At 62.4% G+C, this 22,990-nt stretch carries 24 protein-coding genes; 3 read left to right on the top strand and 21 right to left on the bottom strand.

The genetic code is table 11. The annotated features are described in order from the left end of the window. Position 1 precedes the first annotated feature (1 nt). The 8 genes from pabC to ACIOAU_RS12150 all read right to left on the bottom strand — a co-directional run bounded on the left by pabC (position 2) and on the right by ACIOAU_RS12150 (position 6,249). A complete protein-coding gene (pabC, locus tag ACIOAU_RS12185; protein ID WP_401182211.1) occupies positions 2-823 on the bottom strand; it encodes an aminodeoxychorismate lyase in 822 nt (273 codons plus the stop codon). Beyond that, the gene (fabF, locus tag ACIOAU_RS12180) at positions 823-2,067 is read right to left on the bottom strand and encodes a beta-ketoacyl-ACP synthase II (protein WP_101321480.1); all 1,245 of its coding nucleotides are present in this window, start codon (positions 2,065-2,067) and stop codon (positions 823-825) included. Before fabF ends, pabC begins: the two co-directional genes overlap by 1 nt. Before the next feature lie 169 nt (positions 2,068-2,236). Then, a complete protein-coding gene (gene acpP / locus ACIOAU_RS12175) occupies positions 2,237-2,473 on the bottom strand; it encodes an acyl carrier protein (RefSeq protein ID WP_004371293.1) in 237 nt (78 codons plus the stop codon). A gap of 215 nt (positions 2,474-2,688) precedes the next feature. Continuing rightward, complete coding sequence (gene fabG, locus ACIOAU_RS12170) at positions 2,689-3,429, bottom strand: 3-oxoacyl-ACP reductase FabG (RefSeq protein WP_101321482.1); 741 nt, start codon at positions 3,427-3,429, stop codon at positions 2,689-2,691. A 16-nt stretch (positions 3,430-3,445) separates the two neighbouring features. After that, positions 3,446-4,384 (bottom strand): ACP S-malonyltransferase, encoded by a 939-nt coding sequence (gene fabD / locus ACIOAU_RS12165; protein ID WP_101321485.1) that lies wholly within the window; start codon positions 4,382-4,384, stop codon positions 3,446-3,448. Positions 4,385-4,511: 127 nt separating this feature from the next. After that, positions 4,512-5,522: a phosphate acyltransferase PlsX gene (gene plsX / locus ACIOAU_RS12160; RefSeq protein WP_259406991.1), complete on the bottom strand. Its 1,011-nt coding sequence runs from the start codon at positions 5,520-5,522 to the stop codon at positions 4,512-4,514. 3 nt (positions 5,523-5,525) lie between these two features. Then, positions 5,526-5,708 (bottom strand): 50S ribosomal protein L32, encoded by a 183-nt coding sequence (gene rpmF / locus ACIOAU_RS12155; RefSeq protein WP_016485486.1) that lies wholly within the window; start codon positions 5,706-5,708, stop codon positions 5,526-5,528. A 13-nt stretch (positions 5,709-5,721) separates the two neighbouring features. Beyond that, complete coding sequence (locus ACIOAU_RS12150) at positions 5,722-6,249, bottom strand: YceD family protein (RefSeq protein WP_101321489.1); 528 nt, start codon at positions 6,247-6,249, stop codon at positions 5,722-5,724. A 94-nt stretch (positions 6,250-6,343) separates the two neighbouring features. Here ACIOAU_RS12150 and ACIOAU_RS12145 point away from each other — a divergent pair, with 94 nt between their 5' ends. After that, positions 6,344-6,922, top strand: coding sequence for a Maf family protein (locus ACIOAU_RS12145; protein ID WP_401182204.1), 579 nt, complete (start codon positions 6,344-6,346; stop codon positions 6,920-6,922). Positions 6,923-6,960: 38 nt separating this feature from the next. On the opposite strand, the gene sppA is transcribed toward ACIOAU_RS12145, so the two are convergent. From sppA to rluC, 3 genes are read right to left on the bottom strand one after another with little or no spacing between them, the layout of a single operon-like run. After that, positions 6,961-7,950, bottom strand: coding sequence for a signal peptide peptidase SppA (sppA, locus tag ACIOAU_RS12140; protein WP_101321493.1), 990 nt, complete (start codon positions 7,948-7,950; stop codon positions 6,961-6,963). A 6-nt stretch (positions 7,951-7,956) separates the two neighbouring features. Then, entirely contained in the window at positions 7,957-8,634 is a 678-nt protein-coding gene (locus tag ACIOAU_RS12135) for an HAD family hydrolase (RefSeq protein ID WP_150570145.1), read from the bottom strand. Then, entirely contained in the window at positions 8,631-9,596 is a 966-nt protein-coding gene (gene rluC / locus ACIOAU_RS12130; RefSeq protein WP_101321498.1) for a 23S rRNA pseudouridine(955/2504/2580) synthase RluC, read from the bottom strand. Before rluC ends, ACIOAU_RS12135 begins: the two co-directional genes overlap by 4 nt. Positions 9,597-10,379: 783 nt before the next feature. Here rluC and rne point away from each other — a divergent pair. Then, entirely contained in the window at positions 10,380-13,667 is a 3,288-nt protein-coding gene (gene rne / locus ACIOAU_RS12125) for a ribonuclease E (protein ID WP_188036483.1), read from the top strand. A gap of 99 nt (positions 13,668-13,766) precedes the next feature. On the opposite strand, the gene murB is transcribed toward rne, so the two are convergent. From murB to ACIOAU_RS12085, 8 genes are all read right to left on the bottom strand, one after another. Further along, positions 13,767-14,786: a UDP-N-acetylmuramate dehydrogenase gene (murB, locus tag ACIOAU_RS12120; RefSeq protein ID WP_150572939.1), complete on the bottom strand. Its 1,020-nt coding sequence runs from the start codon at positions 14,784-14,786 to the stop codon at positions 13,767-13,769. Next, positions 14,783-15,247, bottom strand: coding sequence for a low molecular weight protein-tyrosine-phosphatase (locus ACIOAU_RS12115; RefSeq protein ID WP_101321504.1), 465 nt, complete (start codon positions 15,245-15,247; stop codon positions 14,783-14,785). The genes murB and ACIOAU_RS12115 overlap by 4 nt, the downstream gene beginning before the upstream one ends. Continuing rightward, the gene (kdsB, locus tag ACIOAU_RS12110; protein WP_401182197.1) at positions 15,247-16,011 is read right to left on the bottom strand and encodes a 3-deoxy-manno-octulosonate cytidylyltransferase; all 765 of its coding nucleotides are present in this window, start codon (positions 16,009-16,011) and stop codon (positions 15,247-15,249) included. The genes ACIOAU_RS12115 and kdsB overlap by 1 nt, the downstream gene beginning before the upstream one ends. Continuing rightward, positions 16,008-16,193: a Trm112 family protein gene (locus tag ACIOAU_RS12105; protein WP_028633616.1), complete on the bottom strand. Its 186-nt coding sequence runs from the start codon at positions 16,191-16,193 to the stop codon at positions 16,008-16,010. The genes kdsB and ACIOAU_RS12105 overlap by 4 nt, the downstream gene beginning before the upstream one ends. Before the next feature lie 42 nt (positions 16,194-16,235). Further along, positions 16,236-17,243 carry a tetraacyldisaccharide 4'-kinase gene (lpxK, locus tag ACIOAU_RS12100; RefSeq protein WP_401182194.1) on the bottom strand — a complete coding sequence of 336 codons (1,008 nt, stop codon included), beginning with the start codon at positions 17,241-17,243 and terminating at the stop codon, positions 16,236-16,238. Next, positions 17,243-17,677 (bottom strand): biopolymer transporter ExbD, encoded by a 435-nt coding sequence (locus ACIOAU_RS12095; RefSeq protein ID WP_060481531.1) that lies wholly within the window; start codon positions 17,675-17,677, stop codon positions 17,243-17,245. Before ACIOAU_RS12095 ends, lpxK begins: the two co-directional genes overlap by 1 nt. Continuing rightward, positions 17,674-18,309, bottom strand: a complete 636-nt coding sequence (locus ACIOAU_RS12090) for a MotA/TolQ/ExbB proton channel family protein (RefSeq protein WP_060481604.1) — start codon at positions 18,307-18,309, stop codon at positions 17,674-17,676. Before ACIOAU_RS12090 ends, ACIOAU_RS12095 begins: the two co-directional genes overlap by 4 nt. Positions 18,310-18,399: 90 nt before the next feature. After that, on the bottom strand, positions 18,400-20,610 hold the full coding sequence (locus tag ACIOAU_RS12085; RefSeq protein WP_401182189.1) for a DNA internalization-related competence protein ComEC/Rec2: 2,211 nt from the start codon (positions 20,608-20,610) through the stop codon (positions 18,400-18,402). A 142-nt stretch (positions 20,611-20,752) separates the two neighbouring features. On the opposite strand from ACIOAU_RS12085, the gene ACIOAU_RS12080 reads away from it, so the two are divergent. After that, on the top strand, positions 20,753-21,379 hold the full coding sequence (locus ACIOAU_RS12080; RefSeq protein WP_150570139.1) for a DUF2062 domain-containing protein: 627 nt from the start codon (positions 20,753-20,755) through the stop codon (positions 21,377-21,379). Here the strand turns inward: ACIOAU_RS12080 and ACIOAU_RS12075 are convergent. Together ACIOAU_RS12075 and ACIOAU_RS12070 are read right to left on the bottom strand one after the other, a co-directional pair. After that, positions 21,263-22,042, bottom strand: a complete 780-nt coding sequence (locus ACIOAU_RS12075) for an ABC transporter permease (RefSeq protein WP_103438136.1) — start codon at positions 22,040-22,042, stop codon at positions 21,263-21,265. The genes ACIOAU_RS12080 and ACIOAU_RS12075 overlap by 117 nt on opposite strands. After that, entirely contained in the window at positions 22,039-22,971 is a 933-nt protein-coding gene (locus ACIOAU_RS12070) for an ABC transporter ATP-binding protein (RefSeq protein ID WP_150570138.1), read from the bottom strand. The genes ACIOAU_RS12075 and ACIOAU_RS12070 overlap by 4 nt, the downstream gene beginning before the upstream one ends. Positions 22,972-22,990 lie beyond the last annotated feature (19 nt).

The raw sequence follows: 22,990 nt of genomic DNA, 5'->3' as shown, positions 1-22,990 counted from the left end.
ATCAGGTATCCAGTAACGTCCGGGCAACGGCCTGCAGTTTACGGGTGAGCGGCCCCGCCGGCCAGTTCAGCTTGAGCGCAGAGCACTCCAGTACCGGCCAGATTCCATACACGCTGTTGCAGAGAAAGACTTCCTCGGCCTGTTCCAGGTCAGCCAGGGCCAGATCACTGACCTGCACGCTGATACCCAGTGCCGGCGCTTGCGCCAGCAAGGCGCCGCGCATTACCCCGGCTACACCGCAGCGACTCAGCTCAGGCGTTTGCAGCACCCCGCCACGAACCATGAACAGATTGCTGTAAACGCCCTCGATGACCCGCCCGTGGCTGTCACAGACCAGCCCTTCGGCGTGCTCGGCGTCCTGCCATTCGGCGCGGGCCAGCACTTGCTCAAGGCGATTGAGGTGTTTGAGGCCGGCCAGCAGGGGTTGTTCCGCGAGGCGCGTCTGGCAGGCGAACAAACGCACGCCTTGCTCGGCATTGACTGCGGGATACTGTGGCAGCGGGCTACCCTGAAGGATGCGCCGAGCCGCGGCGCCAACGCCTGGAGCGTAGCCGCGCTGGCTGTCGCCACGGGTAACGATCAGCTTGGCGACGCCGTCGCCGAGCTGGCTGGCAAAGCGCAGCAGGTCGTCGCGCACCAACGGCAGGTCGATGCTGATAGCCAGACGCTGGCAGCCCAGTGCCAGGCGCTGCAAGTGCAGCTCCAGCAGGCTGGGCTTGCCAGCACGCACGGCGATGGTTTCGAACAGACCATCGCCGTAGGCCAGCCCGCGGTTGTGCAGGTTGACTGCAGTCGCGGGTTGGCCGTCGATCCAGCTATGCATCAGTCGGCGAACCGGCGGAACACCAGCGAGCCGTTGGTACCACCAAAGCCGAACGAGTTGGACAGCACCACGTCGATCGGCATGCTGCGGGCGTGATGGGCAACGAAGTCGAGATCGCAGCCCTCGTCCGGCTCGTCCAGGTTGATGGTCGGCGGCGCCATCTGGCTGTTGATTGCCAGCACGCTGAAGATCGCTTCCACGGCACCGGCAGCACCGAGCAGGTGACCCGTCATCGACTTGGTCGAGCTGACTGCCACCTTGTACGCATGCTCACCGAACACACGCTTGATCGCGGCCACTTCGGCGATATCGCCGGCCGGGGTCGAGGTGCCATGGGCATTGATGTAGCTGACTTCTTCCGGGGCGATGCCGGCATCGCGCAGGGCGTTGGTCATGCAGCGCGCCGCACCCTCACCGGAATCCGGTGGCGAGGTCATGTGATAGGCATCACCGCTCATACCAAAGCCAACCAGCTCGGCATAGATGGTGGCGCCGCGCGCCTTGGCGTGCTCGAGCTCTTCGAGCACCAGTGCACCGGCACCGTCGGAGAGCACGAAACCATCACGGCCCTTGTCCCACGGCCGACTGGCCCGGGTTGGCTCGTCATTGCGCGTCGACAGCGCACGCGAAGCACCGAAACCGCCCATGCCCAGGCCACACGCGGCCATTTCAGCGCCGCCGGCGATCATCACATCGGCTTCACCGTAGGCAATGTTGCGCGCGGCCATGCCGATGCAATGGGTGCCGGTGGTACAGGCAGTGGCGATGGCATAGTTCGGACCCTGCAGACCCAAATGGATCGACAGGAAGCCGGAGATCATGTTGATGATCGAACCAGGCACAAAGAACGGCGAGATGCGACGCGGGCCTTGCTCGTGCAAGGTCCGGCTGGTCTCTTCGATATTGGTCAGGCCGCCGATGCCGGAGCCCATGGCCACGCCGATCCGCTCACGGTTGCTGTCGTTGATTTCCAGCCCGGCGTTACGGAACGCCTGGAAACCTGCGGCCAGGCCGTATTGAATGAACAGGTCGAGCTTGCGGGCCTCTTTGACCGACAGGTACTGCTCGACTTCAAAGCCCTTCACCGAGCCGCCAAAACGGGTGGAGTAGGCCGTCAGATCGGAGTGTTCGATCGGACCGATGCCACTGCGGCCAGCCAGAATGCCCTGCCAGGTGCTCGGTACATCGGTACCCAGCGGCGACAGCATGCCCATACCAGTGACCACGACGCGTCTACGCGACACAGTACTCTCCTCATTGTCCAGTAACAGAGTCTCTTGCCGTTGCATTCTGCAGCAAAAGGCAATGGCAAAAGGCTCTTGGTGCCTGCTTCACACATCTCGCAAAGAAAAAACCGCACGCCAGTTACGGCAGTGCGGTTTTCCCCGACAAGAAGCGTCGACTACAGACGTCTTAAGCCTGGTGGCTGGTGACGTAGTCGATAGCAGCTTGAACGGTAGTGATTTTTTCGGCTTCTTCGTCAGGGATTTCGGTCTCGAATTCCTCTTCCAGAGCCATCACCAGCTCAACGGTGTCAAGCGAATCGGCACCCAGGTCTTCTACGAAAGAAGCACTGTTAGTTACTTCTTCTTCCTTGACGCCCAGTTGCTCGGCGACGATTTTCTTGACGCGCTCTTCGATGGTGCTCATACCTAATTTTCACTCCTAATAGACATATGTCAGGCAGCTGGCCGGTGACCGAGTTTATAGCAAGACGCCTGCTTTTCAAGCGTAACGCGCCCCGCCATCAACTGGCTATGTGGTCACTCGACCCTCTGCCCGGAATCTGGTTGCAGCTTTATAACGGATTTTAAGCTCGGAGTATGACTCTTTTTTGAAGCAATCCGTCACATTGAGTTGCGATATTACATGTACATCCCGCCGTTCACAGGCACTGTAGCACCTGTGACATAGGCTGCGCCGTCGGACGCCAGGAAAGCAACTACCTTGGCGATTTCGTCGGCTTGACCCAGACGGCCCAGCGGAATCTGGGTCTGCAACGCTTCACGTTGAGCCTCTGGCAGCTCACGGGTCATATCGGTGTCGATAAAACCTGGAGTTACCGAGTTGACAGTGATGTTGCGCGACCCGACTTCACGTGCCAGAGCGCGGCTGAAACCTTCCAGACCGGCTTTGGCGGCGGCATAGTTTACCTGACCGGCGTTGCCCATGGCACCCACAACCGAGCCAATGCTGATAATGCGGCCCCAACGCGCCTTGGTCATGCCGCGCAGCACGCCCTTGGACAGGCGGTAGAGGCTGTTAAGGTTGGTGTCGATCACGTCGAACCACTCGTCGTCTTTCATCCGCAGCATCAGGTTATCGCGGGTGATGCCGGCGTTGTTGATCAGGATCGCGGTAGTGCCGAACTGTTCCTGGATCGCGGCCAGAACGCTGTTGACCGACGCTTCATCAGTCACGTTCAGCTCCATGCCGGTGCCGGTGATGCCATGCTCCTTGAGCGTGGCAGCAATGCGCTCGGCGCCCGAGGCCGAGGTCGCGGTACCGATGACGGTAGCGCCCTGACGGCCCAGCTCGAGGGCGATGGCCTGGCCGATACCACGGCTGGCGCCGGTGACCAGTGCAACTTTACCTTGCAGGCTCATGCAAGCTTCTCCAGTTTCAGGCCAGCGCCGCACGGGTGGCGGCGATGGCATCAGGGGTATTGAGGTTGTAGGTGGTCACGCCTTCAGCGCAACGCTTGTTCAGACCGGCCAGGACCTTGCCCGGGCCGCACTCGACCAGATTGACCGCGCCATTGGCCGCCAGGGTCTGCACGCATTCAACCCAGCGCACGGGCTGGTACAACTGGGCCAGCAGGTCTTGCTTGAGCACGCCCAGGTCAGCTGGGATGGCTGCAGAAACGTTCTGCACCACTGGGATCTGCGGCGCCTGCCATTCGATGGCGTTGACCGACTCGGCAAAGCGCTCGGCAGCAGGCTGCATCAGGGCGCAGTGCGACGGCACGCTGACCGCCAGCGGCAAGGCGCGTTTGGCGCCCTTAGCCTTGCACAGCTCCATGGCGCGATCTACCGCTGCCTTGTTGCCAGCAATGACCACCTGCCCTGGCGAGTTGAAGTTGACCGCGCTGACCACCTGGTCTTCTGCTGCTTCAGCGCAGATGGCGACCACGACCTCGTCGTCCAGACCGAGAATCGCGGCCATGCCGCCATGGCCTGCCGGGACTGCTTCCTGCATCAGCTGGCCACGGCGCTCGACCAGGCGCACCGCGTCTTTCAGGCTGAGGCTACCGGCCGCTACCAACGCGCTGTACTCGCCAAGGCTATGCCCGGCGACGAACGCAGGCTTTGCGCCGCCCTGCGCCAGCCACAGGCGCCACAACGCAATGGAGGCGGTGAGGATGGCCGGCTGAGTCTTGTCGGTTTGATTGAGTTGCTCTTCCGGACCTTGCTGAACCAGTGCCCACAGGTCGTAACCCAGAGCGTCGGAAGCTTCCTTGAAGGTTTCGACGATCACCGGCTCTACTGCGCCGATTTCGGCGAGCATGCCCAGCGATTGGGAACCTTGACCCGGAAAGACAAATGCGAGGGATGCAGACATTGAACAAGCCCTTATGATCTTGTCGTCGGAGAGGATGCGCCCAGCCCACGGCTGTACGCAGAATCTGAAAACTTGGATGAATACGAAAACCCAGCGGTCACATTTAACCACCTCATGGCGATTATGCCTAAGGCAGCAGGTCTTCGAGGCGGCTGCGCAGGCGCCCGGGCAGGTTTTCCTCGATCTCGATCAGCGCACGCTGGATAGCGCTCTGCAGGCCTTCGACCCCTGCTGAACCGTGACTCTTGATGACGATGCCCTGCAGACCGAGAAAACTCGCGCCGTTGTGCCGTGCAGGCGCCAGGTCAGCCTGCAGGCGTTTGAGCAGCGGCATGGCCAGCACACCGACCGCGCGCGCCAGCACCCCCCTCTTGAACAGCGCCTCAATTCTGGCACTGATCATGGTTGCCAGACCCTCGCTGGACTTGAGCAGGATATTGCCGACAAAGCCGTCACACACCACTACATCGGCTTCACCGCGATAGAGGCCATCACCCTCGACAAAGCCGACGTAGTTGATACCGCGGGCATTCTGCAGCAGCGTTGCCGCCAGCTTGACCTGCTGATTGCCCTTGATGTCTTCGGTGCCGATGTTGAGCAGCGCAACGCGTGGGCGCGGAATGCCCAAGGCCTGCGCCGCCACCGAGCCCATCAACGCGAACTGGTAGAGATGCTCGGCACTGCAGTCAACGTTGGCGCCCAGATCGAGCAACTGGCAAAAGCCTGACTGAGTCGGGATCGCCGCGACCATGGCCGGCCGATCAATGCCTGGCACGGTCTTGAGGACAAAGCGCGACAGCGCCATCAGTGCACCGGTATTGCCGGCACTGACGCAGGCCTGGGCCTTGCCGTCCCGCACCAGTTCAAGGGCGATGCGCATCGACGAATCAGGCTTGCTGCGCAACGCTTGCGAGGGCCGCTCGTCCATCTCCACCACTTCACTGGCCGCGACAATTTGCAGGCGCGCGCGATCGGCAGCTGCAAGGCCGCTGACGAGTGGTTCAAGAAGGGAGGGTTGACCGACGAGGGTCAGGTGCAGCGAGGGCGTAGCCGAGAGGCAAGCGATACTTGCCTGAACAATGTTGCGGGGACCGAAGTCCCCGCCCATTGCGTCGATCGCGATGATCTGAGCGGACAAGATTTACTCGTCAGCGCCCTTGTCGATCACTTTGCGGCCACGGTAAACGCCTTCTGGCGAAACGTGGTGACGCAGGTGAATTTCACCGGTGGTTTTTTCTACCGACAGCGCGTTTTCCGACAGGGCATCGTGCGAACGACGCATGTCACGGGCAGAGCGGGATTTTTTGTTCTGCTGAACAGCCATAATTGATTAACTCCTAAACGTTTGGGTCACGCTTTAACTGCGCCAGGACACTGAACGGGTTGGACCGCGTTACCTCGTCCTCGCTCGATTCGGGCTCATCGAGGCCCGCCGGCTGCTGGCATTCTTCCGGATGATGAGCAGGCACGATGGGCAAGGCGAGCAAAAGCTCTTCCTCGATCAGCGCCTGCAGATCCAAAGGATCTTCGCCCAGTTCCAGCACGTCATAGCCTTTCGGCAACGACTGGGTATTCGCACCCTCCTTCACCACCGCGTACGAACACTCGCTGTGGATCGGTAGGGTGACCAGCTCAAGACAACGCTGGCAAACCATTTTGACTTCGACGTCGAGCTCACTGTGGATAACCACGGCATGCTGTTCATCTCGTTCAAAATCGAACTTCGCCTGCACCGTACCGACATTGTCGGAAAGCGGGTCGCAGAGTCTTTCCAAATCAGCGAGTTGCAACGAACCTTGAAGGGTTACGCCACGATCGGCTAATTTGCGCGGGTCAACGTGAGGTGGAATCGGGTCATTCAACATAGGCGCAGCATTCTAGGGATGGCCCCCGCCCCTGTCAAAGGAAATTCGGCGGCAAGTGGATGATAGAATCGGTTGATCTGCCAAGGAGTCTACCATGCTGCCCCTGTTACTGGCTTCCAGCTCTGCCTACCGCCGCGAATTGCTCGCCCGCCTGCGCCTGCCCTTTACCTCGGCAAGCCCCGACCTAGACGAACAGCGCCTGCCTGACGAGCCCGCCATCGCGCTGGTCAAGCGCCTGGCGCAGCAAAAGGCCGAGGCATTGGCCGCAGCCCACCCCGGCCATCTGATCATCGGCTCTGACCAGGTCGCGGTGCTGGGCGAACAGATCCTCGGCAAGCCACATACGTTCGAGCGCGCCCGCGAGCAACTGCTTGCCGCCAGCGGCCAACAGGTCACCTTTCTGACCGGCCTGGCGCTACTCAACAGCAGCAGCGGCCACTGCCAGGTCGACTGCGTGCCGTTCACGGTGGTCATGCGCGAGCTGAGCCAGGCCAGTATCGAGCGCTATCTGCGCGCAGAGCAGCCTTACGACTGCGCCGGCAGTTTCAAAGCCGAGGGATTGGGGGTAAGCCTGTTCCAGAGCACCCATGGCAGCGACGCGACCAGCCTGATCGGGCTGCCGCTTATTCGCCTGGTGGATATGCTGCTGGAAGAAGGCGTACAGCTACCCTGAAGGGAAACTGCTGGCCTGCACGCGCAGGCCAGCAGCGCTTAGCGCAGGGTCGGTCCCTGGAAGCCCATCCACATTGCCAGGTGCTCAGCTACGCTGGCGCCGATGCGTTTGGAGAAACGGTCGAACGGCGACTCCTGCACAGTGAAATCGACCAGATCCTTCTCGCCAACGATATCTCTGGCGACATAGCTGGCACTGCCCAGACCATCTACCAGGCCTAGCGCCTTGGCCTGCTCACCGGACCAGATCAGGCCACTGAACAGCTCGGGGTGCTCTTTGTCCTTGAGCCGATCACCACGCCCCTGCTTGACCATGGCAATGAACTGCTGGTGAGTGGTGTTGAGCACGCCCTGCCAGAACTCGGTTTCTTCAGGTTTTTGCGGCGAGAACGGATCGAGGAATGCCTTGTGCTCACCGGCCGTATAGGTGCGCCGCTCGATGCCCAGCTTGTCCATGGCACCGACAAAGCCATAGCCCGCAGCGGTAACGCCGATCGAGCCGACCAGGCTGGCCTTGTCGGCATAGATCTCATCGGCAGCACTGGCGATGTAATAGGCACCCGAGGCACCGAGGTCGGTGATCACTGCGTAGAGCTTGATCTGCGGGTACTCGGCGCGCAGGCGGCGAATCTCGTCATAGACGTAACCGGACTGCACCGGGCTGCCGCCTGGGCTGTTGATACGCATCACCACTGCCTTGGTATTGGCATCCTTGAATGCCTCGCGCAGGCTCTTGATCAGGTTGTCGGCACTGGCCGCCTCCTGATCAGCAATAACCCCACGCACCTCGACCAGCGCGGTATGGCTGCCACTGCGCGAAGCAGCGCCGTCCATACTCATCAGCGGCGAGAACAGGAACAGGATGCCGAACAGGTAAAGGAACGTCAGCAGCTTGAAGAAAATCCCCCAGCGTCGCGCTCGACGCTGCTCCTGCACACCAGCAAGGAGGGTTTTCTCCAGCAGCTTCCAGCTCTTGCGATCCTCACTCTCGACCACTTCGGTCTCGGGCGCTTTCCACTCGTCAGCCATGCTCACCTACCTTGGAATTGATAATTGCGCCGAACCTGCCAACCACTCGCGCAACTGGGAAAAGTGATCGATGCACACCTGCGGCCCGAACTCTGCCAGCGCCTGCAGCGACATAGCCCCGTAACCGACAGCCACCGAGTGCATGCCGGCGTTGTTGGCCATTTGCAGGTCGAACGCAGAATCTCCGACCATCAGCGCCTGGCCGGGTTCGGCGCGGCAGTGGGCAAGAATTTCTTCAAGCATCAATGGGTGCGGCTTGCCGCGGGTTTCGTCAGCCGCCCGAGTGATATCGAAAAAGTCTTCCCAGCCATTGGCCTTGAGCACCCGATCGAGCCCGCGACGGGCCTTGCCAGTAGCTACTGCCAGGCGATAGCCCTGGGCGCGAAACGCATCCAGCGACTCGACCACACCGTCAAACAACGGTGACGGCTGCTGGTCGAGCGCCATGTACACATCAGCATAGTGCTGACGGAAGCGTTCGACCTGCAGCGGCTCAAGGTGCGGATACAGGGTCCAGATCGCCTCGCCCAGGGCCAGGCCGATAATGCCTTTGATTGCATCCTCGGCACTGGGCGCCTCACCGGCGCGCTCAGCGGCCTCATTCATCGCCAGAACGATGCGCCCGACAGAGTCAGCCAGAGTGCCATCCCAGTCAAAAATCAGCAGCTCGTAGGGTTTGCTCATGTGAAGTCAGGCCGCGCCAGGCGCTCTACAGTCTTGGCCCACATTTCGTCGACCGGCGCTTCTACCTTGAGCTCGCCGCCATCGGGCAGCGGCACGGTCAGGGCATAGGCATGCAGGAACAGGCGCTTGCCGCCGAGATCACGAATCTCGCGGGAGAATTCTTCATCGCCGTATTTGTTGTCGCCGGCAATCATGTGCCCGGCATGCAGGGCGTGCACGCGGATCTGATGGGTGCGACCGGTGATCGGACGCGCTTCGATCATGGTGGCGAAGTCGCCGAAACGGCGCAGCACCTTGAACAGGGTCAGCGCTTCCTTGCCCTCTTCGTTGACCTCGACCATACGCTCGCCAGAACGCAGGTTGCTCTTCTGCAATGGGGCATTGACCTGTTTCTTCGCGGTTGGCCAGTTGCCACGCACCAGCGCCATGTAGCGCTTGTCGACGCCATCACCGCGCAGGGCAGCGTGCAGATGGCGCAACATGCTGCGCTTCTTGGCGATCATCAGCAGGCCGGAAGTGTCGCGGTCGAGCCGGTGCACCAGCTCCAGCTCCTTGGCATCCGGACGCAACTGGCGAAACGCTTCGATCACGCCAAAGCTCAGGCCGCTGCCGCCATGCACGGCAATGCCGGCCGGTTTGTTGAGCACGATGAGCGCCTTGTCTTCATAGACAATGGCCGCCTCCAAGCGCTGCAACAGCGATTGCGCCACCGGCACCGGCTCGTCACGCTCGGGCAGACGCACCGGTGGCACGCGCACGATGTCGCCGGCCTGGATCTTGTATTCAGGCTTGACCCGACCCTTGTTGACCCGCACTTCACCCTTGCGCAGGATGCGGTAGACCAGGGTGCGAGGCACGCCCTTGAGCGCCGTGATCAGGAAATTGTCGATTCGTTGGCCGGCAAGCTCCGGCGCGACTTCGATCAGCTGGACGCCGGAAGTCGGAGGGGTATTGGTAGTCATGGCGCCGATAATAACAATTTTTTAGGGAATTGAAGCACTTAATCATTGCTGCTATAGTCGCGAACGCCGCCAAAAGCGGTGGGCCAGCGGTATACGGCGCTTTGCCAGCCCCTGACCAACGCAATTCTCGAGGACGCGAGGCCGTCCTACGGGGCTTTCGCCAGTTTATCGAAATACCTGGAAGCGCCACTCGCGCCGGGTAGAGAAGACCGAAAAAAATCATAAGTGCGGTAGTTCACCTGCTTAACTGGCTTTTTTCGCCGTGTCTCTGCACCGCCATCGTCACTTCCTCCTACACCCGGCGAATGCTTCGGAAATACCTGCCTTGGACATGAATGGCGCCAGCTTCCCTTATGAAGATGGCGAAAAATGCAACCCGTTGCGGATTCAGCGCGCGGCAGCACCCGAATTATCAGGGATACGTGCAGGGTGGAGATGCACAGCCCTCGGACCGTGTAGCACCGCGTCCGGCCACCGCCCCACTGTAATGGGCGGCGAGCGGATAAGGTCCTTACAGATGCCAAGTAGGCGTCCACGGCTGACGGTTGATTCCTCCTCCTGACTGAGTGCACCAGGCCTGCCAGGTTGATCCCGATACCACAGGCCCACAGCACCGCAGCAACAGGACGCGTCGTCGCGACAACGGCAGGCTGGGCAACCGGCTGGTGCCGAACGTCGCCGACACGGGGGTGGTTCGCCACCCTTTGCGCACCTTGACACCGACCATGAGAAGTCGTGTGTGCCGAACGCCGTTTCCGGCAGCCCGGAAACCGACGGTACAACATGAAAAGAATGCTGATTAACGCAACTCAACCCGAAGAGTTGCGTGTAGCCCTGGTGGATGGCCAACGCCTCTACGACCTGGATATCGAATCCGGCGCCCGTGAGCAGAAAAAGGCCAACATCTACAAAGGCAAGATCACCCGGATCGAGCCCAGCCTCGAAGCCGCCTTCGTCGACTTCGGCTCCGACCGTCACGGCTTCCTGCCGCTGAAGGAAATCTCCCGCGAGTACTTCAAGAAGGCCCCAGAAGGCCGCGTCAACATCAAGGAAGTACTCACCGAAGGCCAGGAAGTCATCGTCCAGGTCGAGAAGGAAGAGCGCGGCAACAAAGGCGCCGCCCTGACCACCTTCATCAGCCTGGCTGGCCGTTACCTGGTGCTGATGCCAAACAACCCACGTGCTGGCGGCATCTCCCGCCGTATTGAAGGCGAAGAGCGCAACGAGCTGCGTGAAGCCCTCAACGGGCTGACCGTACCGGGCGACATGGGCCTGATCGTGCGCACTGCCGGCCTTGGCCGCAGCAGCGAAGAAATGCAGTGGGACCTCGACTACCTGCTGCAGCTGTGGACCGCCATCAAGGAAGCCTCGCTGGACCGCACCGCGCCGTTCCTGATCTACCAGGAAAGCAACGTCATCATCCGCGCCATCCGCGACTACCTGCGCCAGGACATCGGCGAAGTCCTGATCGACAGCATCGAGGCCCAGGAAGAAGCTCTGACCTTCATCCGCCAGGTGATGCCGCAGTACGCCAGCAAGGTCAAGCTGTACGAAGACAGCGTGCCACTGTTCAACCGCTTCCAGATCGAAAGCCAGATCGAGACCGCCTTCCAGCGCGTCGTCGAGCTGCCGTCTGGCGGTTCGATCGTGATCGACCCAACCGAGGCGCTGGTGTCGATCGACATCAACTCGGCGCGTGCCACCAAAGGCAGCGACATCGAAGAAACCGCCCTGCAGACCAACCTGGAAGCGGCTGAAGAAATCGCCCGCCAACTGCGTCTGCGTGATATCGGCGGCCTGATCGTCATCGACTTCATCGACATGACCCCGGCGAAAAACCAGCGCGCGGTCGAAGAGCGTGTGCGTGAATGCCTCGAGGCCGACCGTGCTCGCGTCCAGGTTGGCCGCATCTCGCGCTTCGGCCTGCTGGAAATGTCGCGCCAACGCCTGCGTCCATCGCTGGGTGAAAGCAGCGGCATCGTCTGCCCACGCTGCTCGGGCACCGGCATCATCCGTGACGTCGAGTCGCTGTCGCTGGCGATCCTGCGCCTGATCGAAGAAGAAGCCCTGAAAGACCGCACTGCCGAAGTGCGCGCTCAGGTGCCAATCCCGGTTGCCGCGTTCCTGCTCAACGAGAAACGCAACTCGATCACCAAGATCGAGATGCGCACCCGTGCTCGCATCATCATTCTGCCGAATGACCACCTGGAAACCCCGCACTTCGAAGTCCAGCGCCTGCGCGACGACAACCCGGAAGTGCTGACCAACCAGTCCAGCTACGAAATCGCCACCACCGAAACCGAGGAAGCGCCGCAGCAGGCCGCGACCCGCACCCTGGTTCGCCAGGAAGCTGCGGTCAAGACTGCTCCACCGCGTACCAACGCTCCGGTACCGGCTGCTGTAGAAGAGGCTGCTCCGGTTGCCGCTGCGCCAGCACCAAGCATGCCTGAGCCAAGCCTGTTCAAAGGCCTGGTCAAATCGCTGGTGAGCCTGTTTGCCGCCAAGGAAGAACCGGTCGCTGCACCGGCTGCCACCGAGAAGCCTGTTACCGAGCGCCCACAGCGCAACGAAGAGCGCCGCAACGGTCGTCAGCAGAGTCGCAACCGTAACGGTCGTCGCGACGAAGAGCGCAAGCCGCGCGAAGAGCGTGCACCGCGTGAAGAACGCGCTCCACGTGAAGAGCGTGCACCACGTGAAGAGCGTGCACCGCGTGAAGAGCGTGCACCGCGTGAAGAGCGTGCGCCGCGTGAAGAACGCGCTCCACGTGAGGAGCGTGCTCCACGTGAAGATCGCCCACGTCGCGGCAACCGTGACGAGCGCCCTGTGCGTGAGCTGCGTGAGCCACTTGACGCTACCCCTGCATCGACTGAAGAACGCGCACCACGCGAAGAACGTGCACCACGTGAAGAACGCGCCCCTCGCGAAGAACGTGCCCCACGTGAAGAACGCGCCCCTCGCGAAGAACGCGCTCCACGTGAAGAGCGCGCCCCTCGCGAAGAACGTGCTCCACGTGAAGAACGCGCCCCTCGCGAAGAGCGTGCTCCACGTGAAGAACGCGCCCCTCGCGAAGAACGTGCTCCACGTGAAGAACGTGTGCCGCAGGAAGAGCGTCAACTGCGCCCAGCCGCCCAGGCTGACGAGCAGGCCGCAGAGATCGCCGATGAGCAACTGCCGAACGACGAACTGCAGCAGGAAGAACAAGAAGGCACTGATGGCGAACGCCCACGTCGTCGCTCGCGCGGCCAGCGTCGTCGCAGCAACCGTCGTGAACGTCAGCGCAATGCCAATGGCGATCTGATCGATGGCGACGAAGAAAGCAGCGAAGGCAACGAAAACGGTGAAGAGCAGCAACCACGTCAGGCGACTGATCTGGGTGCCGACCTCGCCGCTGGCCTGGCCGTAACTGCCGCTGTTGCCACTAGCAACATCAGCGCTGCAGCCGAAGCACAAGCCAATCAGCAGGCTGAAATCGCTTCTACCCAAACGCCTGAAGCGGCTACCGGTGAAGTTATCGCCCTGCCAGCCGAGCCTGCACAGCAAGCTGATGACGTTGCGATCGCCCCTGTGGTCGAGCAGCCTGTCAGCGAGCCGGTTGCAGTGGTCGAGCCGAGCATCGAGCCGGTTGTCGAGGTTGCGCCGCAGCCCGTAGTCGAAGCACCTGCCGTTGAAGCAACCCCGGTTGCTGCAGCAGAAGTGGAAACTGCAGCGCCAGTTGCTGAAGCGCCACTGGTCGAGGCACCAGCCGCCGAAGCTCCTGTGGTTGAAGCTCCAGTGGTTGAAGCCGCCGTGGTCGAGTCGGGTGAAGCCGAGAAGCCAGTGCACGTTGCCGAGGCCCCAGCGGCCGCGCCAGTCGAAGCACCGGTGGTCGAGCAGGCTGCACCGGTTGAAGCCAAGCCCGAAGTTGTCGAGGCAGCGCCTGTAGCGGCTGAACCGGCGCCTGTAATGCTGGCCAACGGTCGCGCACCGAACGACCCACGTGAAGTGCGTCGCCGCAAGCGTGAAGCCGAGGCCGCTGCTGCCGCAGCTCAGGCCCAGGCATCGACCGATGAGCACAAGCCTCATCACGGTTGATAGCCACGGCTGAATGAAAAAGCCCCGCCAGTGCGAACTGGCGGGGCTTTTTTTTGCGTTGCATTCAGCGCTGCACTGGCATATCCATGTGCCACCTACTCAGTACAGATTCGGCTCCATCTCCAGCTCCACGCCAAACCTGGCGAAGATATCAGCCTGAATTTTCTGCGCCAGCGCATGCAACTGCGCCCCCGAGGCCTGGCCATAATTGACCAGTACCAACGACTGCAACCGATGCACGCCGGCATCGCCATCGCGATAGCCCTTCCACCCTGCCTGCTCGATCAACCAGCCCGCCGCCAGCTTCAGCTGGCCATCGGCCTGGGGATAAGCCACCACACCCGGATAGCGAGCGCGAAGCTGCTCGCCGAGCACGGCGCTGACCAGCGGATTCTTGAAGAAGCTGCCAGCATTACCCAGTTCGAGCGGGTCAGGCAGTTTCTCGCGACGAATGCTGCAGATCGCATCGCTGATTGCCTGCGCGGTCGGCTCGACGACGCCCTGCTCGTGCAGACGCTGACGCACTGGGCCGTAGTCCAGGTGCGCATGCAAGCTGCGACTCAGGGCAAAGCGCACGCGCAGGATCAACCAGCGGCCGGGATTGCGCTTGAACAGGCTGTCGCGGTAACCAAACCCGCACTCCTCAAGGGAAAAATCCTTGAGCTCGCCTGTTTCACGGTCGAGTGCGGTCAAGCCGGCAAACACGTCTTTGATCTCGACGCCATACGCGCCGACGTTCTGCATCGGCGCGGCACCGACGGTGCCGGGAATCAGGCTGAGGTTTTCCAACCCGCTGCAACCCTGCGCCAGGCTCCACTGCACAAACTCATGCCAGGGTTCACCGGCTTCGGCCTCGACCACCACACGATCGCCCTCCTCACTCAGCAGCCGCCGGCCACGGCTGGCCATATGCAGCACCAGCGCGTCGATGTCACCGGTCAACAGCAGGTTGCTGCCACCGCCGATGACCAGCACCGGGAGCTCAAGACGGGCCGCTTCGAGCAATGCCGCCCGCACCTCGGCGTCGCTGTGCGCCTGGGCGAAATAGCGGGCCTTGACGTCAATACCAAAGGTGTTGAAAGGCTTGAGCGATACCTGCTGTTGCCAGGTGGCAGTCATAGCCGCCCCCTGATTTCATTGACCAACTGCTCGCACGCCAGCTCGATCAGGTCCAACACCTGCTCGAAACCGGCCGCGCCGCCGTAATACGGGTCGGGGACTTCATCCAACGCGCCGTCATAGCGACGCAGGAACAGATCCAGCTCGCCCTTGGACGCCGGCGGGCGTATGGCCTTGAGGTCGGCGAGGTTGCTGGCATCCATGGCCAGCACCAGATCGTACTCGGCAAAATGGCCGGCCTTGACCTGCTGGGCACGTTGCGCCGACAGGTCATAGCCGCGCGCCAGCGCTGCCTTGCAGGTGCGCGCGTCCGGCGCCTTGCCCACGTGCCAGTCGCCCGTACCGGCCGATGCCACTTCTACCTGGTCGGCCAGCCCGGCGCGTTGCAACTGATGACGCAACACCCCTTCTGCGGTGGGCGAGCGGCAAATATTGCCCAGGCACACAAACAGGACGCGCATCAGGCCTCCAACAAGCGCCGAACGCGCTCCAGGTCTTCTGGGGTATCAACGCCCACGGCGGGAGCCTCGAGCGCATCTTCAACGTGAATACGCACGCCATGCCACAGCGCTCGCAGCTGTTCCAGCGCTTCGGTCTGCTCGAGCCAGCACGGGCCCCAGCTGACGAAGGCCTGAAGAAAACCAACTCGGTAGGCATACATGCCGATATGGCGGCGATAAGGCACTGCCGGCGGCAACTGCTCGCGGTTCACGGCAAACACATCGCGGGCCCACGGCAACGGTGCACGGCTGAAGCTCAGGGCCAGGCCATTCTTGTCGCTGACTACCTTGACCGCGTTGGGATTGAACACCGTCTGCGGCTCATGGATCGGCTCAGCCAGGGTGGCGATGCCGGCTTCCGGGTGCGCAGCAAGGTTGGCCGCGACCTGGTCGATGATTACCGGCGGGATCAATGGCTCGTCGCCCTGCACGTTGACGACGATGGCATCACTGGCCAAACCCAGCTGGGCGGCAACTTCTGCCAGGCGATCAGTGCCCGACTCATGGTCAGCGCGGGTCAGCAATACCTCGGCACCAAATGCCTGACAGGCGGCAACGATGCTGGCGTCATCGGTGGCGATCACCACCCGGCTGGCGCTGCTTTTGCGCGCCTGTTCCCAGACGTGCTGGACCATCGGCTTGCCAGCGATCAACAGCAGCGGCTTGCCCGGCAGGCGCGTGGAGCGCAGCCGGGCGGGGATGACCACAGTGAAGTCCAGGCTCATTTGTCCAGACGCTCGTCGTCGGTCAAGGTGCGTGCTTCGCTTTCCAGCATGACCGGGATGCCATCGCGCACCGGGTAGGCCAGGCCTGCGCCTTTGCTGATCAGCTCGGTCTTGTCGGCGCTGAGCTTGAGCGGGCCTTTGGTGATCGGGCAAGCCAGGATATCAAGCAGTTTGGTGTCCATGAGTGCGTCCTTGGGGCCAAGCGGCCGGAAAATTGAACAGGGTCAGGGCTGCTGCGCAGGCAGCAGACGCTCAAGCTGGGCGTCGAACCAGGTACTGAAGGCCGGCGACGGTTGCGCCTCGACTGTCAGGTACCACCAGTCGTCAGCGGCAAAGGCACGGCATTTCACCGCATCTTTTTCGGTCATCACCAGCGGCAGCGTCGGGCTGAACGTCAGCGCTTCGGCGCTGAACTGCGCATGGTCGGCAAACGGGTGCGGCACCGGCTGCCAGTTTAGCTGCAGCAGGGTGTTGAAGAAACGTTGTGGATTACCGATGCCAGCCACCGCATGCACGGCCTGGCCAGGGCTGAAATGGTCAAGCCCACGGCGTTCGTCACTGCGCAGGTTGACCAGCGCCGAAGGCTTGAGTTGAAAGGCGAAGCCGTCTTCGCGGTCGCTGCTGGCACCGTTGTAGAGCAGCGCGTCGACCTCGTCGAGGCGCTCGACCGGCTCGCGCAGTGGCCCTGCGGGCAGGCATCGGCGATTGCCCAAGCCCCGTGCGGCATCGATCAGCACCAGCTCAAGGTCACGCGCCAGGCGGTAATGCTGCATGCCGTCGTCGCAGAGGATCAGGTCGAGGGGTTCGCTGGCAAGCAGCCCGCGTACGGCCGCCGAACGGTCGGGATCGATCATCAGCGGCACACCGGTGCGCTGAACGATCAACAACGGCTCGTCGCCGGCCTGCTCGGCGCTGTGCTCCGCCGCCACCCGCCAGGGCAGCGAAGGCGGCTTGGCACCGTAACCGCGGCTGACCACACCGACGCGCAAGCCCCGCTTGCGGCAGTGTTCGATCAGCCAGAGGATCATCGGCGTCTTGCCGGTGCCGCCAACGGTAATGTTGCCGACCACAATGATCGGCACCGGCGCGCGGTAAGCGGCGCTTGCACCACTGATGAAGCGCGCACGCTTGCGCAGCACGACGCGACGGTACAACAGCTCCAGCGGCCGCAAAAAGGCCAGCGCCGGGTGGCCGTTGTACCAGGCAGCGAGCAAGCGCTCGGTGAAAGCCATCAGGGCGTCCCCGCTGCAGCCTCGACCGTGGTCATGCGCAGCTGGCTGAAACCAAGCTTGCCCGCCGCGTCCATGGCCGTCACCACCGACTGATGCGGGGTCTTGCCATCTGCGCTGATCGACAACGGCAGCTTGGTATCACCGCCAGATTCCTGCTGCAGCGCTTCGACCAGAGTGGCCAGGTCGCTTTTCGGCAGCAGGTGGTTGTTCACCGAGTACACCCCGTCGGCACTGATGGTGATATCCACCCGCTTGCCCTCGTCGGCCTCGGCCGGCGCGCCTGTAGAGGCCTCCGGCAGTTCGACCCGCAGCTGGTTTTCGCGGGTGAAGGTGGTGGTGACGACGAAGAACAGCAGCAGCACGAACACCACGTCGATCAACGACGCCAGGTTGATGTCGACGTTCTCCCGCGCACGGTTGCGCCGAAACTTCACGCCTTGACTCCCGCCACTTCCACTTCGCGATCACCTTGCACGACTTCGACCAGCTTGATCGCCTCTTGCTCCATACCGACCACCAACTCGTCGATGCGGCGCAGCAGGAAGCGGTGGAAGAACACCGCCGGGATACCGACCATCAGGCCTGCAGCCGTGGTCACCAGGGCTTTGGAGATGCCACCGGCGAGCACCGAAGCGTTGGCGGTCATCTGCGACCCCATGAACGCGCTGAAGATGTCGATCATGCCCAGCACGGTACCGAGCAGACCCAGCAGCGGTGCCATCGCAGCGATGGTGCCGAGCGTGCTGATATAGCGTTCGAGCTCGTGAATAACCCGCGAGGCGGCTTCTTCAATGCACTCTTTCATGATTTCGCGGCCATGGCGCGAATTGGCCAGGCCGGCAGCGAGGATCTCGCCCAGCGGCGAGTCAGCGCGCAGGCTCTTGAGCTTGTCACTGGTGAGCTGCTTGTCCTTGATCCACATCCACACCTGACCCAGCAGGTGCGGCGGGGTTACGCGACTGGCACGCAGGGTCCACAGGCGTTCGACGACGATAGCCATGGCGACGATGGAGCTCAGAATGATCGGCAGCATCATCCAACCACCGGACTTTACCAATTCCCACACAGTAATCATCCCCTCGAAAAAGGCCGCCACTCTACCATAGGATCGCCCTCGGCTGAGTTGCCGGAGGTCGCAACAATGCGCGTGCCGGGGTCATTCTTTGTCACGCCAGAACCTGCGCTGGGCACGCTGCCCGACAACCTGGGATTGAGCGCCCAGGCGCAAGCTCAAGGCGCCCTCTATGGCGGTGTCGTGAATTGCCAGCCCATGGCGCTGGTAGCGTTCCAGCACCTGCGCATGCGGATGGCCGAAACCGTTGTGCGCACCGCGGGAAATCAATACGCCGCGCGGCCTGGTGGCAGCAATGAACGCCTCGGTGGAGGAGCTGCGACTGCCGTGGTGCGGCGACTGCAGCCAGTCGATGCGTTTGCCTTCATGCGCCGCCAGCCAGGCGCGTTCGGCGCTGGCTTCAATGTCGCCGGCCAACAACAGACGCTCGCCCTGCGCCTCGACCAGCAATACGCAGGAGCGGTCATTGCTCGAGCGCGCCTGCGGCCAATGCCAGAGTGAAAAGTCGACCCCGTCCCACTGCCAGCCCTGCCCCGTCTCGCAGCTTTGTGCCTGGAAGGCCTGCTCCGACTCACCGGCCACAACGCGCCCGACCGACAGGCCGCGCTGCACGGCCGCTGCGCCGCCGGCATGGTCGGCATGGGCATGGCTGATCAGCAGCACATCCAGTCGATCGACGCCCAGTTTACGCAAAGTAGGCAGCACTACACTTTCGCCCAGATCGCTCTCGCCGCGCGCTGGGCCAGCATCGTAGAGCAGGCTGTGGTTGCGCGTGCGCAAAAGGATCGCCAGGCCTTGGCCGACGTCCAGCTGCAGCACCTCGACCTGCCCCTGCGGCAACGAGTTGCCAGGCACCCACAGCGCCAGCAGCATCAGCGCGCCCAGGCCACGCATGGGTACGCCACGGGGCAGCAACACGATCAACGCGCCACTGAGCACCAACAACCAGGCCAGTAGCGGCAACTGCCGGGCAATCCATGCCGGCTGCCACTGAGCCACCACCGTCAGCACGTCGAACAACCCAGCCAGCGCTGCGCCGGCCAGCCATAGCAGCAGTTCGCCAAACCCCGCCAGCGGCAGCAACAAGGTGCCCAGCAACGCCAACGGCAGCACCACGAAGCTGATCCAGGGCACCGCGAGCAGATTAGTCAACGGCGCGCTCAGACTGATCGGTAGGCCCAGCGCCAGCATCGCCGGCAACAAGCCGATGGCGATCACCCACTGCGCACGCGTCCACGCTTGCCAAGGCCGCCAACCGCCTAGGCGCTGGGCAAAGCAGCAGATCAGCACTGTCACCGCGCCGAACGACAACCAGAATCCGGGCAGCAAACTGGCCAACGGCTCAACCAGCAGCACACCACACAGCGCCATCAACAGTGGTACAAAGGCGCTCACTTGGCGAAAGCGCAGGCGCCAGAGCAGCACCACCGCCAGCATCAGACAGGCCCGCTGCACAGGCACGCCAAACCCGGCCAGCCAGCCGTAGCCCAGCGCGGCCGTCATGGCCAGCCCGCACGCCCACGGCAGCCATGGCCAGCGCCGCGGCCAGCCTCCGTAACGTAACAGCCCCGCCACCAAGCCGTAGACCAACCCTGCGACCAACCCAATGTGTTGGCCCGAGATGACCAACAAGTGCACCGTGCCGGTCGCCTGCAGCGTTTGCCAGTCTTGCCTGGCCAGCCCCGAGCCATCGCCCAGTACCAGCGCCGCCAACGTCGCTTCGCGGCCCCAGGCATCCACTGCCAGCAGGCGCTGGCGCAAATTGTCGCGCCAGCCGCCGGCCACCGGCTCTAGCAACGCTCCCGCCTTGACCGTGCCAGTGGCGCCGATGCGCCGGGCCAACAGCGTCGCCTCGCGGTCCGGCCCATGTGGATTGAGCAGGCCGCGCGGGCGTTTCAGGGTCACGGCCAGGCGCCAGCGCTCTCCGGCACGAATCTCTGGGCCGTCGAACCAGCTCAGTTGCAGGCGCCCGGGCAATTCGGCGCGGCGCGAAGCGGGTTCATCCAGCTCGAAGCGCACACCGTGGGCCGATACCGCTGGCAGGCCGACCACGCGCCCCTCAAGCCATAGCGTGCGGCCATCAAGTGAATGCGCCAGAGGATCATCCAGCGCCTGCTGCGCCGACCAGCACGCCCAGCAAAAGCCCAGCAGCAAGCAGCCCAGCGGCCAGACTCGCGTAGCCAGGCAGCCAAGCGCAGCCAGCAGCATCACCACCAGCCAGCCGACCGTCGGCAGAACGGGTAGAAAGCCCAGGCACAACAGCCCGAGCGCAAGCGCCAACATCCCTGTGCGCATAAGGTAGAGCTCCGCAAGCAAGACAGCCTGCAGAGGAATAGCGTATTTAAGGGTCAGTCTTGCTCAACAATTGTCACAAACTCTGAACAAGCCATTCCGGGAATCAAGGCATACTTGCCCGATCACTGCCCCGGGAGCCCCCATGCCGCGCCGCCTGTTCAAACGGTACATGCCGGATCCGACCAGCATTCGGGAACACAAGTCCTTACGCTTTTTCGGCAAGCTGCTGCACGACCCCAACCTCTGGCACCTGAACCGCCATTCAGTGGCACGGGCCATGGGCGTGGGCCTGTTTGCCGCATTGATCCCGATGCCGATGCAGATGCTGCTGGCCGCCAGCCTGGCGATCCCGCTGCGGGGCAACCTGCCGATCGCGGTCAGCCTGGTCTGGCTGACGAACCCGCTGACCATGCCGCCGGTGTTCTTCGTCACCTACATGACCGGCGCCTGGCTGTTGCAGACGCCACCACGCAGCCTGCCCGACGACCTCACCTTCGAGTGGATCACCGACCAGCTGGCTACCGTGTGGCAGCCATTTTTGCTCGGCTCAGTGGTGTGCGGCGTGGTGCTGGGCATCGCCGCCTACTTCATCACCATGAGCTACTGGCGCTGGTGGGTCGGCCGCCAGTGGCGCCGCCGCAAGCAACGTACGTCATGCACGCATGCCGCGGCCGCTGACCAGCAGGCGAATGCACAGGGCATACAGCACAGCCGTGGCCACCAGCATGAAGGTGATCGCAGTACCGATACTGATATCCGAAACCCCTAGGATGCCGTAGCGGAACGAGTTGACCATGTGCAGCACCGGGTTCGCCAGCGACACCACCTGCCAGAACGGCGGCAGCAGGCTGATCGAGTAGAACACCCCGCCCAGGTAGGTCAGCGGGGTCAGCACGAAGGTCGGGATGATCGAAATATCATCGAAGTTGCGCGCAAACACTGCGTTGACGAAGCCCAGCAGCGAGAAGATGGTTGCGGTCAACAGCACTACCACCACGGTCACGCCCAGGTGATGCACCTGCAGGTGGGTGAAGAACATCGACAGGATGGTCACGATCACCCCTACCGCCAACCCACGCAGCACGCCGCCGAGCACATAGCCGACGAGAATGGTGTGCGGCGACACCGGCGACACCATCAGCTCCTCGATCGAGCGTTGGAACTTGCTGCCGAAGAAGCTCGAGACCACGTTGCCATAGGAGTTGGTGATCACCGACATCATGATCAGCCCAGGCACGATGTACTCCATGTAGGTGAAGCCACCCATGTCGCCAATCTGCCGACCGATCAGGTTACCGAAGATGACGAAGTACAACACCATGGTGATGGCCGGCGGCAGCAGCGTCTGCGGCCAGATGCGCAGGAAGCGACGCACTTCGCGGTAGACGATGGTATTCAGGGCGACCCAGTTGGTGCGCAGTTCCACACTCATACGGCCACCTTCGACAGGTTTTTCTCTACCAGTGACACGAACAACTCCTCAAGCCGGTTGGTCTTGTTGCGCAGGCTCTGCACCTCGATGTTCTGCAAGGCCAGCTGGCCGAACAGCGCGGTGATGCCGATATCCTTGTCGACCTGCACTTCCAGCGTATGCGGGGTGATCAGCCGGCACGGGTAGCCGTGCAGGGCTGGCACCGTGGTCAGGTCCTGCTTCAAGTCCAGAACAAAAGTCTCGACATGCAGCGTGCCGAGCAGTTTGCGCATGCTGGTGTTTTCGACAATGGTGCCGTGGTCGATGATGCCGATGTTGCGGCACAGCTGTTCGGCCTCTTCCAGATAATGCGTGGTCAGAATGATGGTGATGCCTTTCTCGTTGAGCTCGGTGAGAAAGCTCCACATCGACCGACGCAGCTCGATATCGACGCCCGCGGTTGGCTCGTCGAGGATCAACAGGCGCGGCTCGTGAATCAGTGCACGGGCGATCATCAGCCGACGCTTCATGCCGCCAGACAATGAGCGTGATGGCACGTCGCGCTTGTCCCACAGGCCCAACTGGGTCAGGTACTGCTCGGCGCGTTCCTTGGCCAGCTTGGGCGGGATGCCGTAGTAGCCAGCCTGGGTGACGACGATATCGAACGTCTTTTCAAACTGGTTGAAGTTGAATTCCTGCGGCACCACGCCCAGGCAACGCTTCAGCGCGGCAGGCTCGCGGTCGAGGTCATGGCCAAAGACATTGACGCTGCCGCTGGTCTTGTTGACCAAGGTCGAGAGAATGCCGATGGTGGTGGATTTGCCGGCGCCGTTGGGGCCGAGCAAGGCGAAGAAGTCACCTTCGGCGACATCCAGATCAATACCCTTGAGGGCCTGGAAGCCGTTGCCGTAGGTTTTGGTCAGCTGTCGGATGGACAGAGCAGAACTCATAGCGGGTCACGTACCATTC

The sequence above is a fragment of the Pseudomonas sp. NPDC088322 genome (assembly GCF_044740745.1).
Classification (GTDB): Bacteria; Pseudomonadota; Gammaproteobacteria; order Pseudomonadales; family Pseudomonadaceae; genus Aquipseudomonas; species Aquipseudomonas shirazensis.
This window is presented reverse-complemented; position numbering and strand designations above follow the sequence as displayed.

Coding starts and splice junctions, on each gene's coding strand:
- ACIOAU_RS12150 (WP_101321489.1), bottom strand. CDS start 6,249: ATGTTGAATGACCCGATTCCACCTCACGTTGACCCGCGCAAATTAGCC.
- rluC (WP_101321498.1), bottom strand. CDS start 9,596: ATGACTACCAATACCCCTCCGACTTCCGGCGTCCAGCTGATCGAAGTC.
- fabD (WP_101321485.1), bottom strand. CDS start 4,384: ATGTCTGCATCCCTCGCATTTGTCTTTCCGGGTCAAGGTTCCCAATCG.
- lpxK (WP_401182194.1), bottom strand. CDS start 17,243: ATGGCTTTCACCGAGCGCTTGCTCGCTGCCTGGTACAACGGCCACCCG.
- pabC (WP_401182211.1), bottom strand. CDS start 823: ATGCATAGCTGGATCGACGGCCAACCCGCGACTGCAGTCAACCTGCAC.
- ACIOAU_RS12105 (WP_028633616.1), bottom strand. CDS start 16,193: ATGGACACCAAACTGCTTGATATCCTGGCTTGCCCGATCACCAAAGGC.
- rpmF (WP_016485486.1), bottom strand. CDS start 5,708: ATGGCTGTTCAGCAGAACAAAAAATCCCGCTCTGCCCGTGACATGCGT.
- ACIOAU_RS12115 (WP_101321504.1), bottom strand. CDS start 15,247: ATGCGCGTCCTGTTTGTGTGCCTGGGCAATATTTGCCGCTCGCCCACC.
- sppA (WP_101321493.1), bottom strand. CDS start 7,950: ATGGCTGACGAGTGGAAAGCGCCCGAGACCGAAGTGGTCGAGAGTGAG.
- acpP (WP_004371293.1), bottom strand. CDS start 2,473: ATGAGCACCATCGAAGAGCGCGTCAAGAAAATCGTCGCCGAGCAACTG.
- ACIOAU_RS12075 (WP_103438136.1), bottom strand. CDS start 22,042: ATGAGTGTGGAACTGCGCACCAACTGGGTCGCCCTGAATACCATCGTC.
- kdsB (WP_401182197.1), bottom strand. CDS start 16,011: ATGAGCCTGGACTTCACTGTGGTCATCCCCGCCCGGCTGCGCTCCACG.
- ACIOAU_RS12070 (WP_150570138.1), bottom strand. CDS start 22,971: ATGAGTTCTGCTCTGTCCATCCGACAGCTGACCAAAACCTACGGCAAC.
- ACIOAU_RS12145 (WP_401182204.1), top strand. CDS start 6,344: ATGCTGCCCCTGTTACTGGCTTCCAGCTCTGCCTACCGCCGCGAATTG.
- ACIOAU_RS12080 (WP_150570139.1), top strand. CDS start 20,753: ATGCCGCGCCGCCTGTTCAAACGGTACATGCCGGATCCGACCAGCATT.
- rne (WP_188036483.1), top strand. CDS start 10,380: ATGAAAAGAATGCTGATTAACGCAACTCAACCCGAAGAGTTGCGTGTA.
- ACIOAU_RS12085 (WP_401182189.1), bottom strand. CDS start 20,610: ATGCGCACAGGGATGTTGGCGCTTGCGCTCGGGCTGTTGTGCCTGGGC.
- ACIOAU_RS12135 (WP_150570145.1), bottom strand. CDS start 8,634: ATGAGCAAACCCTACGAGCTGCTGATTTTTGACTGGGATGGCACTCTG.
- fabG (WP_101321482.1), bottom strand. CDS start 3,429: ATGAGCCTGCAAGGTAAAGTTGCACTGGTCACCGGCGCCAGCCGTGGT.
- murB (WP_150572939.1), bottom strand. CDS start 14,786: ATGACTGCCACCTGGCAACAGCAGGTATCGCTCAAGCCTTTCAACACC.